The 14,461-nt window shown below is 52.6% G+C and carries 18 protein-coding genes and 1 pseudogene; 9 read left to right on the top strand and 10 right to left on the bottom strand.

Going from position 1 to position 14,461, the window contains the following annotated elements; genetic code table 11:
* The first annotated feature begins 154 nt into the window (after positions 1-154).
* Positions 155-421, top strand: coding sequence for a hypothetical protein (locus LF929_RS19915; protein ID WP_226093676.1), 267 nt, complete (start codon positions 155-157; stop codon positions 419-421).
* A gap of 323 nt (positions 422-744) precedes the next feature.
* Here the strand turns inward: LF929_RS19915 and LF929_RS19910 are convergent, their stop codons facing one another.
* Complete coding sequence (locus LF929_RS19910) at positions 745-1,065, bottom strand: helix-turn-helix domain-containing protein (RefSeq protein WP_210175769.1); 321 nt, start codon at positions 1,063-1,065, stop codon at positions 745-747.
* A gap of 98 nt (positions 1,066-1,163) precedes the next feature.
* Here LF929_RS19910 and LF929_RS19905 point away from each other — a divergent pair, with 98 nt between their 5' ends.
* From LF929_RS19905 to LF929_RS19885, 5 genes and pseudogenes are all read left to right on the top strand, one after another.
* Complete coding sequence (locus LF929_RS19905) at positions 1,164-1,424, top strand: helix-turn-helix domain-containing protein (protein WP_368678953.1); 261 nt, start codon at positions 1,164-1,166, stop codon at positions 1,422-1,424.
* A 104-nt stretch (positions 1,425-1,528) separates the two neighbouring features.
* Positions 1,529-1,717, top strand: a pseudogene (tnpA, locus tag LF929_RS19900) (IS200/IS605 family transposase); the annotation flags it as partial.
* A 21-nt stretch (positions 1,718-1,738) separates the two neighbouring features.
* The gene (locus LF929_RS19895) at positions 1,739-4,063 is read left to right on the top strand and encodes a VENN motif pre-toxin domain-containing protein (protein ID WP_368678972.1); all 2,325 of its coding nucleotides are present in this window, start codon (positions 1,739-1,741) and stop codon (positions 4,061-4,063) included.
* Positions 4,060-4,668 (top strand): hypothetical protein, encoded by a 609-nt coding sequence (locus LF929_RS19890; RefSeq protein WP_318841918.1) that lies wholly within the window; start codon positions 4,060-4,062, stop codon positions 4,666-4,668. The genes LF929_RS19895 and LF929_RS19890 overlap by 4 nt, the downstream gene beginning before the upstream one ends.
* 286 nt (positions 4,669-4,954) lie before the next feature.
* Positions 4,955-5,494 (top strand): hypothetical protein, encoded by a 540-nt coding sequence (locus LF929_RS19885; RefSeq protein WP_226093680.1) that lies wholly within the window; start codon positions 4,955-4,957, stop codon positions 5,492-5,494.
* A 44-nt stretch (positions 5,495-5,538) separates the two neighbouring features.
* Here LF929_RS19885 and LF929_RS19880 read toward each other — a convergent pair whose 3' ends face one another.
* Positions 5,539-5,628: a SymE family type I addiction module toxin gene (locus LF929_RS19880; protein WP_226093681.1), complete on the bottom strand. Its 90-nt coding sequence runs from the start codon at positions 5,626-5,628 to the stop codon at positions 5,539-5,541.
* A 236-nt stretch (positions 5,629-5,864) separates the two neighbouring features.
* Complete coding sequence (locus LF929_RS19875) at positions 5,865-6,185, bottom strand: helix-turn-helix domain-containing protein (protein WP_226093619.1); 321 nt, start codon at positions 6,183-6,185, stop codon at positions 5,865-5,867.
* Positions 6,186-6,283: 98 nt separating this feature from the next.
* Between LF929_RS19875 and LF929_RS19870 the strand changes: the two genes are divergently transcribed.
* Positions 6,284-6,541, top strand: coding sequence for a helix-turn-helix transcriptional regulator (locus tag LF929_RS19870; protein ID WP_038909282.1), 258 nt, complete (start codon positions 6,284-6,286; stop codon positions 6,539-6,541).
* A gap of 7 nt (positions 6,542-6,548) precedes the next feature.
* Here LF929_RS19870 and LF929_RS19865 read toward each other — a convergent pair whose 3' ends face one another.
* Entirely contained in the window at positions 6,549-6,881 is a 333-nt protein-coding gene (locus tag LF929_RS19865; protein ID WP_038909281.1) for a helix-turn-helix domain-containing protein, read from the bottom strand.
* Positions 6,882-6,941: 60 nt separating this feature from the next.
* Here LF929_RS19865 and LF929_RS19860 point away from each other — a divergent pair, with 60 nt between their 5' ends.
* Positions 6,942-7,121, top strand: coding sequence for a hypothetical protein (locus LF929_RS19860; RefSeq protein ID WP_038905974.1), 180 nt, complete (start codon positions 6,942-6,944; stop codon positions 7,119-7,121).
* Between the two features lie 74 nt (positions 7,122-7,195).
* On the opposite strand, the gene phoA is transcribed toward LF929_RS19860, so the two are convergent.
* From phoA to LF929_RS19845, 3 genes are all read right to left on the bottom strand, one after another.
* Positions 7,196-8,620 (bottom strand): alkaline phosphatase, encoded by a 1,425-nt coding sequence (phoA, locus tag LF929_RS19855; protein WP_038909280.1) that lies wholly within the window; start codon positions 8,618-8,620, stop codon positions 7,196-7,198.
* Positions 8,621-8,772: 152 nt separating this feature from the next.
* Positions 8,773-9,543: a triose-phosphate isomerase gene (tpiA, locus tag LF929_RS19850; protein ID WP_016942832.1), complete on the bottom strand. Its 771-nt coding sequence runs from the start codon at positions 9,541-9,543 to the stop codon at positions 8,773-8,775.
* A gap of 142 nt (positions 9,544-9,685) precedes the next feature.
* A complete protein-coding gene (locus LF929_RS19845) occupies positions 9,686-10,282 on the bottom strand; it encodes a DUF1454 family protein (protein WP_038905973.1) in 597 nt (198 codons plus the stop codon).
* Positions 10,283-10,427: 145 nt separating this feature from the next.
* On the opposite strand from LF929_RS19845, the gene LF929_RS19840 reads away from it, so the two are divergent.
* Positions 10,428-10,853, top strand: a complete 426-nt coding sequence (locus LF929_RS19840) for a DUF805 domain-containing protein (protein WP_038905972.1) — start codon at positions 10,428-10,430, stop codon at positions 10,851-10,853.
* A gap of 56 nt (positions 10,854-10,909) precedes the next feature.
* Here the strand turns inward: LF929_RS19840 and fpr are convergent, their stop codons facing one another.
* The 3 genes from fpr to glpK form a co-directional block, all read right to left on the bottom strand.
* Positions 10,910-11,656: a ferredoxin--NADP(+) reductase gene (gene fpr / locus LF929_RS19835; RefSeq protein WP_210175818.1), complete on the bottom strand. Its 747-nt coding sequence runs from the start codon at positions 11,654-11,656 to the stop codon at positions 10,910-10,912.
* A gap of 124 nt (positions 11,657-11,780) precedes the next feature.
* On the bottom strand, positions 11,781-12,791 hold the full coding sequence (gene glpX, locus LF929_RS19830) for a class II fructose-bisphosphatase (RefSeq protein ID WP_016942836.1): 1,011 nt from the start codon (positions 12,789-12,791) through the stop codon (positions 11,781-11,783).
* A 144-nt stretch (positions 12,792-12,935) separates the two neighbouring features.
* Positions 12,936-14,447: a glycerol kinase GlpK gene (glpK, locus tag LF929_RS19825; protein ID WP_038905970.1), complete on the bottom strand. Its 1,512-nt coding sequence runs from the start codon at positions 14,445-14,447 to the stop codon at positions 12,936-12,938.
* Positions 14,448-14,461: the final 14 nt, after the last annotated feature.

Genomic DNA, 14,461 nt, shown 5'->3' with positions numbered 1-14,461 from the left:
TTTGAGAATGAAACATATTGGATTTTCGGGGGGGAGTTCGTTTTTTGAACTTGGAAGCTCGTCAGATATGCTTTACTTTTTCAAGTATCTGTATTCATTGGTTCATAATGAAAGAGAAAAATATCTGTTGGACAGGATATATAGGAAATACATTATGTTTGATGAGATGGATGAAAGCTTGGTTCTTTTGAATAATCTAAAGCTGATTTGTTCAAACGATTTCTTGGAAGTGTTTTCAAAATATTTTGAATGTATCGAGGGGTGTATTGAATCAGCTAAAGGATTTTATGAAGACTGGGGCATTTATCAGGTTGTTAAAGTAATAATTACTGATATGCCATATTGCATATCCGAAATGGAGCGGCCTAAAGAAGAGTATGATGCTCTTTCCTTTGATGACACACCTTTTTGGTTGCGTTAAAGAAAAAACTGCCTGTCAGCCCATGCGTTCCACTGTAATCTCCGCAACCCGCACGATAACTGGCTGGTGTTAAAACCGAGATCGTCCAGCCAGCGGCCCTTGAGGGTGAGTTGCGGCGGCGGGTTGCCCGGCTACCGTTGGGGACAGTAACCGACTGTGTATGCTGTAAAAATAAGGCGTTAGCAATAAAGGACACGTATGGCTGCCAGAAAATGATGCCGCATGATCGGGGCGATGTCGCTTCGTCTTCTGGCCTGCTGTAAACTCGCTGTCTTAGCGCAATATACCTTTAAGGACTCTCTTCTCCTGCTGTGTGGGCGCATTCATTTATTCGTTTTCGCCAATACCAAAATCTCTGCCCGTTTCTCTGGTGGCATCTCCCAAAACGCCAGCATCAATTCAGCCAGTTGGTCATCTGCGGTATAGAAGAATGCCAGCGGAACATCAAGCGCGTCCGCGAGTTGCTGAGCGGTATCGATGCTGGCTTCGTGTACGCCTTTTTCATAGCGGTTAATACGGGTGCTTGCCACGAATTCATCAATTCCGGCAGCGATGCCGAGTTTTTTCTGTGACAAACCTTTTGCCAGCCGGGCTTGCTTAAGCCGTTGACAGAAAACGTCATGGTAGTTTTGCTTTGCTTTCATGGCTACGAGAATCGTAGTTTTTGCTTGAGTGGGATACTACGAATAACGTAGTATCTGCTGTGACTATTCTTCATAACGGTGACGAGTCAGGAGGCTGGATGAAAAAGGATTGGCATCAGGCAGATATTATCGCCGCTCTGCACAAGCAACGTACCTCAATGGCAGCGCTTTCCCGCTCTGCGGGTTTGAGTGCATCAACACTGGCGAATGTATTGGTCAGGCCCTGGCCTAAGGGGGAATGGCTGGTTGCTGAAGCACTGGGAATTCACCCGGCTGAGATATGGCCGAGCCGGTATTACGGTCAGGATGGTGAATTGATTGTCTATAGAAAACCCCCAGCTAGGCTGGGGGTTCCGTAAAGCTTCCAGCTTTGGGGCGGATATAAAAACCCCTTTTGATTTGTTAAAACACCTTGCGGTCTGGCAACTGCAATGGTCAAACAAGAAATCAAAAGGGGGTCCCAATGGGGGACGAAAAGAGCTTAGCGCACACTCGCTGGAACTGTAAATATCACATAGTTTTCGCACCCAAATACCGAAGACAGGTCTTCTACGGTGAGAAACGACGGGTAGTAGGGAGTATCTTAAGAAAGTTGTGTGAATGGAAAAATGTGCAGATTCTGGAAGCCGAGTGCTGTGCTGATCACATTCATTACGACAGCAAACAGCAGAGCATGAGCGCCGGGGTGACGATACCGATTTACGGCGGGGGTGGCGGCGCGAGCTTCAGCTTCAGCCGTGACAAGGTGAACAGCAACTTCGACAGCGTGCAGGAGCAGTCGGGGCTGTTTGCGGGCCGGGGCGGATTTGACGTGACGGTGGGGAACCACACGCAACTGGACGGCGGGGCGTTAGCGTCGACGGCGGAGGCGGATAAGAACCGGCTGGATACGGGGACGCTGGGGTTCAGCAATATCGACAACCACGCGGAGTACAGCGCGTCGCACAGCGGGGGCGGATTGGGTACCGGCGGCCCGATAGGGATGCAGATGCTGAGCAACCTGGGCGGTCTGGCACTGGCGGGGGCGAACCAGAGCGGCTCCTCATCAGGGACGACCTATGCGGCGGTGAGCGACGGCACGCTGATAATCCGTGACAAGGCGGGTCAGCAGCAGGATGTGAGCGGGCTGAGCCGTGATACGGCGGGGGCGAACAGCGGGGCGCTGAACCCGATATTCGACAAAGAGAAGGTCGAGAGCCGGATGCAGCAGGCGCAGCTGATGTCGGACATCGGTGCGCAGGCGCTGGATATCGCGTCGACGGAAGGGGCGATAGCGGCGACGAAGGCGGCGAACACGAAGGTGGCCGAGGCGTCGGAGGCGGTGCGCCGGGCGAAGGGCAGCGAGCTGGCGCAGGCGAGCCCGAACAAAGCGATAACGCAGGATGACATAACGCAGGCGCTGTTCCAGTCGTACTACGATGAGGCGATGCGGACGTCGCCGTACGGAACGGGCGGCGCGGTACGTCAGGGCATTCAGGCGGTGACGGCGGCCCTGCAGGGTGTGCTGGCGGGGAACATGGCGCAGGCGCTGACGGGGGCGGCGGCACCGTATATGGCCGAAGCCATCCACCGGGCGACGACGGATGCGGCGGGCAACACGGACGTGGCGGCGAACACGCTGGCGCACGCGTTGCTGGGTGCGGTGGTAGCACAGGCGAGCGGGAATAACGCACTGGCGGGGGCGGCAGGTGAAGCAGGCGGTGAACTGGCGGCCCGCGCCCTGATGGAAGCGCTGTACCCGGGCAAGACACCGTCGGAGCTGAACGAAGAGCAGAAGCAGTACATCAGCACACTGGCGACGATAGCGGGCGGTCTGGCGGCAGGCGTGGTGGGGAATACCGGCGCGGACGCGGTGCAGGGGGCGCAGTCGGCGCAGGTGGCGGCTGAAAATAATATTCTTTCGAACAAATATGGCGTGCAGAAGCTGAGTCCCAAAGACCGTGCGCTGTATGAAAAACTGAAGCCGTATATCGGTGATATCGATGGATTGCAGGCCGAGTTTGAGAAATGCAACGGAAACGGCGAGTGTGAAACAGGAATACGCAATAAGTACCGGCAGGCCGAGGCGGAAGCGGGCCAGAAGCTGGTGGAACTGTATCAGTCCGGCGTAATAAGCCGCGCGGATTATGAGGAGTTTGTCACCAGTTATGCCAGTACGATGATGCGCGGGGCTGGCGAAGGGGAATCCAACACCCAGCGGTCAGGGCTAAAAGGCAATATCTATGATTTGTCTGCCTGGGACTGGACGCCAGCCGGTGTGGCGGGGAACCCGTATGTATCATCGATAAGAAGTGCCAATCAGATAGCGGACTGGAAAGCACAGGGGCTGGGTGACGAGAAGATCCAGGAGCTGATACTGAAAGATTCGGTGCTGGGTGGCTTGCTAACACCAGTAGATCTGAGCAAGATCATGTCGGTACTGGATAACGGCACCAGTCGTGATGAGGTTATGCGGCTGGCGGCGGGGATGATTTTTTCCAAGGTTATCAGCCAGAATAGCGGTAAAGCCGGAACAGCGATAAATGCTAGTACAGGGAAAAATGCGGGTAGTCAGTCAGCTTTGAATGCAGAAAAAGTAGCTGCACAGGCTGAACAGGAACTATTAAGCGAGATTAATAAATTTACATCTAAAACTCAGGCCACAAGAAGTGCAACGATGGTGGGGGCATATGATCCGACAACGGGTAAAACGGCAGTAGGTAACAGTAATGCAAAAATATCAGCACAGGATCTTGACCCCAGAACGGTTGAGTATATTGAGAAACAGTTAGGTGTGAAAATAGGTGAGTTTACGAGCTTTTGTCCGAATAAAGCAGGAGCATGTGCAGAAGTATCTGCTGCTGATCAGTTAGTTCGGCAAGGAAGTAATCCATCAGAAATAAAATTTACTGATGCTGTTCGCCCTAGAGATGCATGGAATAAAGAAAAAATCCCATCTACTGCTATAATTCCTCCTTGTAAAAACTGCACCGTTACATGGCCGAAAGGGAAAGAATGATGAGCTCTCTTAACATAGATTGGAAGCCCGAGTTTGGAAATATTTATACTTGGTTTGGTATGGATAGATCTGGATTGATTGCCATGATGGTTAATAACTGTTTTGGAGATTTACCCCGACCATTATTATTTCTGGATAACACGGAATCTATTTTGGATGGTCTGTCTGAATTTGTATGGGAAGAGTCATGTATTTATGATAAATATCCAAATGATAAATGTGGGGAATTTAGTGTTGATTTATATTCATTCTGGAGAAATAGGGATGATTTAGATGTTGAAAATATCTACATGGCGATGAAGGACGATCTTCTAATTTCTAAAAATTATAGTGAGGCGAATATCCCAGTAAATAAGGGGATTTTTGTTTATCATGCTGTAGAAGGCACTTATGAAGGCGAGGATTACCCAGTTGGATATGAGGGGGAAACCATCATGGGCGATTACTTTAGATTTCTAGTACCAACAATTTATGCTTCAATCAACGATTTCCCAGAAGCTCTCCAGCGTGGTATTGTTGTATCTGACTCAATAGACTTCACAAATACTAGAGTCATCGAGAATAAGAATATTAATAAATATTTCACGAGGATGTATAAGAAGTAGTAGGCCTGAAAGGAATGTTTATATAAAAATACAGTCTATACTATGCTGATAAATAACTACGACTAACGTATCCACACCTGTTATTTATTGGCATATAGCCATCTTTATGAAGGGAAAACGTCAAAAGCCCGGTGCTGCCTGTCCCGGTGCTGCCTGTGTTGTTGCGAAAACTGTCCAATTCCTTGTCCTACAGATGTTGACTAAAAATAGAAAATTACTTTATGTATATGTTTAGTCAATGAATTAGAAAACCTTACCTAGCGCAAAAATATATGTTGTAGAAATAATGAATTTAATCATAGAAAAAATCCTTAATGAAACTAATGACATAACCATCGATATCGATGGCTATGTTCCTTTGGATATAAAATTTTCTGCTCCTATAGGGCTTCCACCACTGTATTGGAGGGTTGGTGATGGTAAAAAAAGCCTGCTTGAATTGGCTGTGTTACCTGAGAGTGGAACTTTATCAGATATCACTCTAGTGATGCTGAATCCCTGTTCTATTCAGAAGGTGGATAGTATCCCAGTAAAATTATCGGATGATAAGTTGGGGAATCCAATTATTAATTTGGATTCATGGAATCTCTTAGATAGAGATGAGTTTAGCCAACGTTTTATTGATGATTTTGACTTAGATATCAAGGCGGTGATATCCCCGACATCTATACTATTAATAATTGATGGAAGTAATAAAATAACCGACTGGATAAAATGTAGTGATACATTTTATGTAGGTACAAATGATAAAAGGAACATCACCCATTTATTTTTAGACAAGCTAACGCAAGAAGAGATTGAAAGATTTTATGAAGCAATTGGTTAACAAAAAATCCCGACCTTTAGTCGGCCGGGATTTTTATCTGCCAGTCAGACTCTGAGTTTTGTCTCGATCACCTGCTGCCCTCGCTCCACGGTGACGATAACGGGCTGTCCGGTGTTAAAACCGAGGTCTTCCAACCATCGGCCCTAGAGAGTGAGTTGCGGCGGCGGATTGCCCCGGCTACCGTTGGGGACAGCAACCGACCGTGTATTATTTAAAAACAATGTGTTAGCAATAAAGGACACGTATGGCTGCCAGAAAATGATGCCGCATGATCGGGGGCGATGTCGCTTCGTCTTCTGGCCTGCTGTAGACTCGCTGTTTTAGCGCAATATACCTTTAAGGACTCTCTTCTCCTGCTGTGTGGGCGCATTCATTTATTCGTTTTCGTCAATACCAAAATCTCTGCCCGTTTCTCTGGTGGCATCTCCCAAAACGCCAGCATCAATTCAGCCAGTTGGTCGTCTGCGGTATAGAAGAATGCCAGCGGAACATCAAGCGCGTCCGCGAGCTGCTGAGCGGTATCGATGCTGGCTTCGTGTACGCCTTTTTCATAGCGGTTAATACGGGTGCTTGCCACAAATTCATCAATTCCGGCAGCGATGCCGAGTTTTTTCTGTGACAAACCTTTCGCCAGTTTGGCTTGCTTAAGCCGTTGACAGAAAACGTCATGGTAGTTTTGTTTTGCTTTCATGACTACGAGAATCGTAGTTTTTGCTTGAGTGAGATACTACGAATAACGTAGTATCTGCTGTGACTATTCTTCATAACGGTGACGAGTCAGGAGGCTGGATGAAAAAGGATTGGCATCAGGCAGATATTATCGCCGCTCTGCACAAGCAACGTACCTCGATGGCGGCGCTTTCCCGCTCTGCGGGTTTGAGTGCATCAACACTGGCGAATGTATTGGTCAGGCCCTGGCCGAAGGGGGAATGGCTGGTTGCTGATGCGTTGGGAATTCACCCGGCCGAGATATGGCCGAGCCGGTATTACGGTCAGGATGGTGAATTGATTGATCGTAAAATCAGGATCAGAACGAAATCGCGTTAAGCACGTTTCACGTTGTTTCAGGCAGGTTATTGTCTAACGATGCCAGCACTCTTTCCTGCTGCTCTCTGGGCAAGTCGGCAAACAACAGGATCATTTTTGCCAGATTGTCATCATCAGCATAGAAATAAGCCAGAGGGACATTGAGTGCTTCTGCGAGACGCTTCGCGGTCACGATATTCGCTTCATGCACACCCTTTTCATAGCGATTAATGCGCGCACTGGCAACAAACTCATCGATTCCGGCAGCGATACCCAAGCCCTTCTGTGACAGCCCACGCAATAAGCGGGCATCCTTTAAACGTTGACTGAAAACATCGTGGCGTTGCTGGGAAGTATTCATGACTACGATATTCGTAGTCATGATGAATTTTAGATACTACGATTATCGTAATTATAGCTGGTGGCAGGCAGCGAGCTGATAGCGGGTGAAGACGTGACGCTGAAAGGGCGTGACGTGAGCGTGGTGTCGCTGGAGAATCGACAGGACAGAAAGGAAACGCGGGAGCAGAAGCAGAGCGGTCTGACGATTGCGCTGAGCGGTAGCGTGGGCAGGTCAACTGACCTGCACCCCGTTGATTAATATACAACCGGTGGAGTCTTTTACTCCCACAAAGAAACGGGCCACAGGAGTACCGTGGCCCCAAGATGGCTTTACTACTTCAGGCCCATCGCGTTTTTCATGGTGTAGAACAGGTCGGTTTGGTCGGTCAGCCCCACGACGTTGGCGGCGTGCGGGCCGTAGGCGGCGATGCGCAACTGGGTGCCCGTGTGGCCTTGTGACTCTTCTTCCGAGTTACCGTAGCTGATGGTCATCACCGCATTATCTTTGGTGTTCAGCGCCTGCGTCAGGCCCGGTGCTTTGGCTCCGTTTTCGATAATCTGGCTGGAGTGGGCGTGGTCGGCGGTGACAATCACCAGCGTGTTGCCGTCACGACGGGCGAATTCCAGTGCTTTTTGGACCGCTTCGTCCAGGTCGACGGTTTCGCCGAATTGACCACATGGGTTGGCGGCGTGGTCCTGTTTGTCGATAGACGCCCCTTCAACTTGCAGGAAGAAACCATTTTTATTCTTGCTCAATAACTGGATAGCTTTATCGGTCATTTGCGCCAGTGTCGGCACGGTGGCCGCGCGTTTGGTATTCGGCTCACAGGTTACAACCGGTTTGTCCAGGTTGCCGTGGTAGCTCGCTTGCGGCCCCTGCCAGCGCACCGGCATGTTGCCATCGGCGAAGAGCCCCAGCACCGGCTTGCTCTGCGTGGCGGCGGTAACGGCGTTCATGCCATCGAGATCCGTCACGATGTGGTAGCCCAGCGCTTCCGCCTGTTCTTTCAGGCTTTTCCCCTGATATTTACCCGCTTTGGCGAGTTCTTTAAAAGTGGCACCGCCACCGCCCAGCGTGACATCCGCACGGGTGACCAGTAACTGTTCAGCAATAGAGCCGCGACCGCCGTTTTCCAGTGCGTTGGTCGGGCACTGCTGGCTGGTTTTTTCCGGGCCGTAGCACTTGCGGGAGGTCACGTGGGACACCATGGCCGCTGGTGTGGCGTCTTCCAGTTCGGCGGTAGAGACGTTGCCCGTCGCTTTGCCTGCCGCTTTAGCGATTTCAATCAGTGTCTTATGGTCTTTGCCATCCACATCAACGCCCAGTGCGCCGTTGTAGGTTTTGACACCGCTGGACCAGGCGGTGGCCGATGCCGCGGAATCGGTGACGTAGTCTGGTTTGCGGGTTTTCTTGTCCAGCGAGTAGTGGGTGTACTGGCCTGTCAGCGGCAGTGCATCGATACCTTTGAAGAAGCCACCAGCCCCCATCGCGTAGTTGCGTGCAGCCGTGATTTCCGAATCGCCCATGCCGTCGCCAATCAGCAGAATCACGTTTTTGGCGGTCTTCGCGTTGAGTGAGGCTTTCAGCATCTCCGTTTGATCGGCACTGAGGCGGCGGGCACCACCGGGTTGGGTGATGTCACCCTGCGCCTGGCGTTGGTAGTCGGCGCTGGCGGCCAGTGCGCTACCTGCTACCAGTGTCATCATCAGGGAAGAGAGCAGTGTTTTGCGAATAATAGCCTTACGAGTCATTTTCATTCACTCTTGGTTAAATTAAGTAACAAATAAACACGACTGGTAAAACCTAGGCGGGGAAAATGACAAAATAATGAATGCAGGCGGAGTTGGTGGGAAAAAGAGATAAAAAAACGGCTCCAGACTGGAGCCGTTGTGTGGTGTTCGGGCAGGAATCAGGCCAGGCCTTTGGCTTCGGCTGCGGCTTTAACGATAACGGCGAACGCATCGGCTTTCAGTGAGGCACCGCCCACCAGCGCACCGTCGATGTCCGGCTGGGTGAACAGTTCGGCAGCGTTAGCCGCATTAACCGAGCCACCGTACTGGATGATGACTTGTTCAGCGACCGCCGCATCCTGTTTAGCGATGTGGTTACGGATGAATTTGTGCACTGCCTGTGCCTGTGCCGGCGTGGCGGATTTACCGGTGCCGATGGCCCATACCGGTTCGTAGGCAATGACGGTGTTTTCGAACGCTTTCGCGCCCAGCGTGTTCAGCACCGCGTCCAACTGACGTGCACAGACGGCTTCGGTCTGGCCCGCTTCGTTTTCAGCTTCGGTTTCACCGATGCACAGTACCGGAATCAGACCGGTTTCTTTCAGCACGCCAAATTTTTTGGCGATGAACTCATCACTTTCATGGTGATAGGTACGACGCTCGGAGTGGCCGATGATGATGTACTTCGCGCCGATGTCTTTTAGCATCTCAGCGGATGTTTCACCGGTGAAGGCACCAGCAAGGTTGACGTCCACGTTCTGGGCACCCAGCACAATACGGCTGCCTGCCAGCTGGTGTTTCGCCTGATCCAGATAAATGGCTGGCGGCGCAATGGCTACGTCACAACCGGTGACGGCGCTCAGTTCTTTGCGCAGGCCGGCGATCAGTTCGTGAACCATGCTGGTGCTGCCGTTCAGCTTCCAGTTGCCCATGACTAAGGGATGTCGCATCTTGTTTCCTCCAGGCGAATTTGCCAGTTAATCAATACATGGCTGCGTCAGGCAGCCACTCTGACGATGATACAGAACTGCCGATAGTATAGAGTCGAAATAGCGCGGTGGCTCTGTTTTTCGTGCCTAATTCTCGATGTGATCACGAATCAGATAGCGCTAGCTTAATCGGTTCAACAGCGAAGGTTAGCCCTTTTTCACCGTGATCAGCCACAACATAGCGCAATGCGCCCTCTGTTTGCTGGTAAAAGCGCTGCCCTTTGCCTTTTTCCAGCAATGTCTCGATTTTTTTCAGGCTTTGTTCGTTGGTGAGCGATGGCATAAAAGTGCGTACCAGTGCTGCCATGTAACCGATGGCTTGTTTGCGTCGCCCGCTTTGGTCGGTGTCTTTAGGTTTGGGAAGCCAGGTAATTTGCATGGTTTTAATCTTGCCGGTGCCTTTTTCCAACGCGGTGGATGAATACAGATGGTCGTTGATACGGCTGGCTGCACGCGTCAGGTTCGGTGAGTCGTCACCGGTGTCGATGACTCGGTATTCACTAATCGGCAGTGACGGGTTACTCAGGTTATAGCGGGTACGAAATTGCACGATGTTCATGTCGAACGTGGGAGAACCCGGCAGCAGGTAAGGGGCGGCAGTCGGGGTTTGAGGTTGGAATAAGCCGTCACTTCTGGCATAGGGTGTGCAGAGTAGGCCAGCAGACAGGCAACAAACAATCAGCAGGGCATTTTTCATCATTAGTTTATTCGTATCGTCACTCACTGTTGGCATGCTGTGTGATTAAAGCGGGATTCAGGATCAATTGTCAAAATGTGCGGTAAAAAACACAACCTGACTTAAGGTAAACTCATACCCGTAGAACCGTATTCGGGGATAAGAAGACATGACAATACAACAATGGTGTTTTTCGTTTCGTGGCCGCGTTGGTCGCCGGGATTTTTGGTTAGGGATGGTGATCGTGCTGGCGCTGATGGTGGGATTATTCGTGTTGGCCGGTACCGGTTGGCTGGATACCCAGAAGGCGGCGTTTGTACTGGTGATGCTATTGTGGCCGCTGACGGCGATACTGGTTAAAAGGCTGCATGATCGCAACCGAAGTGGCTGGTGGGCGTTATTGCTGGTGGTGGCCTGGATGCTGGGTAACGGCAACTGGTCGATGCTGCCATCGCTCGCGCAATGGGGCGTAGAGCGTTTCTTGCCGACGCTGATTACCGTGATGATGTTGCTTGATTGCGGCGCGTTTGTCGGCACGACAGGTGCGAACCGTTTCGGACCGGCAGCGGAACCGTTGCGGTTCCGCGCGTCCTGAGTGCCGCTTGTTTCCATCGTTTTGTGGTTACTCGACGGTTGTCGGGATAGTCGGGATTACCAGTAGTGCTCGCTGGTCATATGGCCGGGACGACGACGTAGGTGTTTGCTCATCTGCCGCGTCTCCTTGAGTAACTGCTGGGTATCTCGCACCATCTGCGGGTTGCCGCATAGCATGACGTGGCTGGTAGCGGCATCCATCGGTAAGCCGACCGCCTCTTCCAGCGCACCGCTTTCAATCAGTGCCGGTACGCGGCCAGTGAGTGAGCCGGGCTGTTCCTCCCGGCTGACAATGGTCTGGATGCGTAACTTACCGTTGTAGCGCTGTTCCAGTTGTTGCATCAGTGGCAGATAGCTCAGGTCGCGAGCGAATCGAGCAGCGTGGACCAGCACGATGTTCTTGAACCGCTCCAGGTCGCGCCCTTCCTGCAAAATCGACAGATACGGGCCGATGGCGGTACCGGTTGCCAGCATCCACAAGGTATCGCAGTCCGGGATCTCCTCAAGTACGAAGAAACCAGCCGCTTCCTGGGTTACCAGCACCTCATCGCCTGGCTGGCAACGGTGCAGATGCGGGCTGAGCTTGCCGTCCGGCACGTTAACCAGATAGAACTCCAGCAGCGTGTTGCTGGGTGCGTTGACGTAAGAATAGGCGCGCTGTACCCGCTCGCCATCCCGTTCCAGCGCCAGTTTGGCGAACTGCCCGGCGGTAAACGGCGCTATCGGCGCTTCCAGCCGCAGGCTGAATAAATTTTCCGTCCAGTGTTCAACCTGAATAACTTTACCGGTCACCCACTCTGCCATGGTTATCTGCTCCTGTTTTTGATCTCTCGGGTGTCACAGGGCTGTGTGCAGCCGAGCTTTACGATACGCGATCTATTAACAACAGTGAAACAATTCATGCTGAGCTGCGCATACCCTGCCGTGATTACAGCAGAAAGTCGTGCAGCGCCTGATCTTTGCGGTCCAGGTAATGGGTGGAGCTGATACGACGGATGGTACGTGACTTGCCGCGGATCAGCAGCGTTTCGGTGGTGGCGATATTGCCACGACGTGAAATGCCGTCGAGCAGGTCACCTTTGGTAATGCCGGTAGCGGAAAATATCACGTTGTCGTTGCGCGCCATGTCACCCAGTGTCAGCACGTTGCCTGCTTCAATGCCCATTTCGCGGCAGCGTGCTAATTCCTGCTCGCCCAGGCGGCGGTTTTCCTCGTTATCTTCCTTTACCTGATGGCGGGCCAGCAGGCGCCCTTGCATGTCGCCATCCAGCGCACGGATCACCGCTGCAGAAATAACGCCTTCCGGCGCACCGCCGATGCCGTACAGTACATCCACTTCGCTTTCCGGCATGCAGGTCAGAATAGACGCGGCCACATCGCCATCAGGAATGGCAAAGACTTTTACCCCCAGCCGCTGCATATCTGCGATGACCTGATCGTGACGCGGTTTGGCCAGTGTGATGACGGTCAGTTCGCTCAGCGGTTTACCCAGCCGTTCGGCAACGCGCTTGAGGTTCTCTTCCAACGGTTGGTCAAGATTGATAGCGCCTTTAGCCTGCGGGCCGACAATCAGTTTTTCCATGTACATGTCAGGAGCATGCAGGAAGGCTCCCTGTTCGCCGACGGCCAATACCGCCAGAGCGTTAGCCTGCCCCATAGCGGTCATGCGGGTGCCTTCGATCGGGTCGACGGCGATGTCTACCGCGTCGCCGTTACCGGTGCCCACCTGTTCGCCGATATAAAGCATCGGGGCTTCGTCGATTTCACCTTCGCCGATGACAATCTTGCCGTTGATGTCGACCTGATTGAGCATGATGCGCATTGCCTGCACGGCAGCGTTATCAGCGGCGTTTTTGTCGCCGCGCCCCAGCCATTTGTAGCCGGCCAGCGCAGCGGCTTCGGTCACGCGGGAGAATTCGATGGCTAATTCACGTTTCATGGATACCCGTCCTGCACAGGGAATAAGGAATAAAAGAAGAGTCAGTCGGGGCGTTATGGTAACACAGGCGTGTTGGCGGGCGGGTGAGGGGGAGGGAAAGAAAAAGGGCACGATAGCCGCGCCCGATCAAGGATAGTGGTGATTTTACTCGTCGTGATCTTCCCACGCACGGGCGCGTTCCACCGCTTTTTGCCAGCCACGATAGCGGAAATTACGTTCCACGGTTTCGATGCTGGGGCGGAATTCACGCTCAATGGTGGCCTTGCTCTTCACTTCGTCCAGATCATTCCAGAAACCGGTAGCCAGACCCGCCAGGAAGGCGGCACCCAGCGCGGTAGACTCACGCACTTGCGGACGCTCAACGCGCGTACCCAAAATGTCAGACTGGAACTGCATCAGGAAGTTGTTGGCGACGGCACCGCCATCTACCCGCAGCGCCTGCAAGCGGGTATCGGCATCAGCCTGCATGGCATCCAACACGTCACGGGTCTGATAAGCGATGGATTCCAGCGTAGCGCGGATAATGTGATTAGCGTTGGCACCACGGGTCAGGCCGAAAATCGCGCCACGGGCGTACGGGTCCCAGTAAGGGGCACCCAGACCGGTAAACGCCGGTACGACATAGACGCCATTGGTGTCTTTCACTTTGGTGGCGAAGTATTCAGAGTCCATCGCGTCGCCAATCAGTTTCAGCTCGTCGCGCAGCCACTGGATAGAGGCACCACCGATAAATACCGCACCTTCCAGCGCATAGTTCACTTCACCGCGTGGGCCGCAGGCAATGGTGGTCAACAGGCCGTGTTTGGAGCGAACCGCTTCTTTACCGGTATTCATCAACAGGAAGCAGCCGGTACCGTAGGTGTTTTTCGCCATACCGGGCTGTACGCACAGTTGGCCGTACAACGCGGCTTGCTGGTCACCGGCGATACCGGCGATAGGAATACGGGTACCGCCTTTACCGCCAATATTGGTCTGGCCGTACACTTCAGAGGAAGGACGAACCTGCGGCAACATGGCACGTGGAATATCCAGCACGTCCAGCATGCGTTCGTCCCAGTCCAGAGAATGGATGTTGAACAGCATGGTACGTGAGGCGTTAGTGTAATCGGTGACGTGGACGCGACCCTGGGTCATTTTCCAGATAAGCCAGGTATCGATGGTGCCGAACAGCAGTTCGCCGCGACGGGCACGTTCACGCGACCCTTCCACATGGTCGAGGATCCATTTCACTTTGGTGCCGGAGAAATACGGGTCAACCACCAGGCCGGTGTTGGCGCGGATGTACTCTTCCATGCCGTCTTTTTTCAGCTTTTCGCAGATATCTGCGGAGCGGCGGCACTGCCACACAATGGCGTTATAAATCGGTTTACCGGTCTCTTTTTCCCACACCACGGCGGTTTCACGCTGGTTGGTAATACCGATACCGGCCACTTCGTCGCTACTGATGCCCGCTTTTGCCAGCGCTTCCACCAGCGTGGAGCTTTGCGACGCCCAAATTTCCATCGGGTCGTGTTCTACCCAGCCCGCTTTGGGGTAAATCTGGGTAAATTCCCGCTGGGATACGCTGACGATGTTGGCGTCATGATCCAGCACAACAGCTCGTGAACTGGTTGTGCCCTGGTCGAGTGCGACGATGTATTTTTTTTCCTGGTTCATAAACGTAATCCTGT

Origin of the sequence: Dickeya oryzae (genome assembly GCF_020406815.2) — a bacterium.
Classification (GTDB): domain Bacteria; phylum Pseudomonadota; class Gammaproteobacteria; order Enterobacterales; family Enterobacteriaceae; genus Dickeya; species Dickeya oryzae.
Note: the sequence above shows the minus strand (reverse complement) of the source record. Positions and strands in the feature narration are given on the sequence as shown.

Bases quoted from the DNA above. Each gene is read 5' to 3' on its own strand.
- glpX (WP_016942836.1), bottom strand. From the start codon at position 12,791: ATGAAACGTGAATTAGCCATCGAATTCTCCCGCGTGACCGAAGCCGCT.
- LF929_RS19840 (WP_038905972.1), top strand. From the start codon at position 10,428: ATGACAATACAACAATGGTGTTTTTCGTTTCGTGGCCGCGTTGGTCGC.
- LF929_RS19885 (WP_226093680.1), top strand. From the start codon at position 4,955: ATGAATTTAATCATAGAAAAAATCCTTAATGAAACTAATGACATAACC.
- tpiA (WP_016942832.1), bottom strand. From the start codon at position 9,543: ATGCGACATCCCTTAGTCATGGGCAACTGGAAGCTGAACGGCAGCACC.
- LF929_RS19875 (WP_226093619.1), bottom strand. From the start codon at position 6,185: ATGAAAGCAAAACAAAACTACCATGACGTTTTCTGTCAACGGCTTAAG.
- glpK (WP_038905970.1), bottom strand. From the start codon at position 14,447: ATGAACCAGGAAAAAAAATACATCGTCGCACTCGACCAGGGCACAACC.
- LF929_RS19845 (WP_038905973.1), bottom strand. From the start codon at position 10,282: ATGATGAAAAATGCCCTGCTGATTGTTTGTTGCCTGTCTGCTGGCCTA.
- LF929_RS19865 (WP_038909281.1), bottom strand. From the start codon at position 6,881: ATGAATACTTCCCAGCAACGCCACGATGTTTTCAGTCAACGTTTAAAG.
- LF929_RS19915 (WP_226093676.1), top strand. From the start codon at position 155: ATGTTTGATGAGATGGATGAAAGCTTGGTTCTTTTGAATAATCTAAAG.
- LF929_RS19890 (WP_318841918.1), top strand. From the start codon at position 4,060: ATGATGAGCTCTCTTAACATAGATTGGAAGCCCGAGTTTGGAAATATT.
- phoA (WP_038909280.1), bottom strand. From the start codon at position 8,620: ATGAAAATGACTCGTAAGGCTATTATTCGCAAAACACTGCTCTCTTCC.
- LF929_RS19870 (WP_038909282.1), top strand. From the start codon at position 6,284: ATGAAAAAGGATTGGCATCAGGCAGATATTATCGCCGCTCTGCACAAG.
- LF929_RS19895 (WP_368678972.1), top strand. From the start codon at position 1,739: ATGAGCGCCGGGGTGACGATACCGATTTACGGCGGGGGTGGCGGCGCG.
- fpr (WP_210175818.1), bottom strand. From the start codon at position 11,656: ATGGCAGAGTGGGTGACCGGTAAAGTTATTCAGGTTGAACACTGGACG.
- LF929_RS19910 (WP_210175769.1), bottom strand. From the start codon at position 1,065: ATGAAAGCAAAGCAAAACTACCATGACGTTTTCTGTCAACGGCTTAAG.
- LF929_RS19905 (WP_368678953.1), top strand. From the start codon at position 1,164: ATGAAAAAGGATTGGCATCAGGCAGATATTATCGCCGCTCTGCACAAG.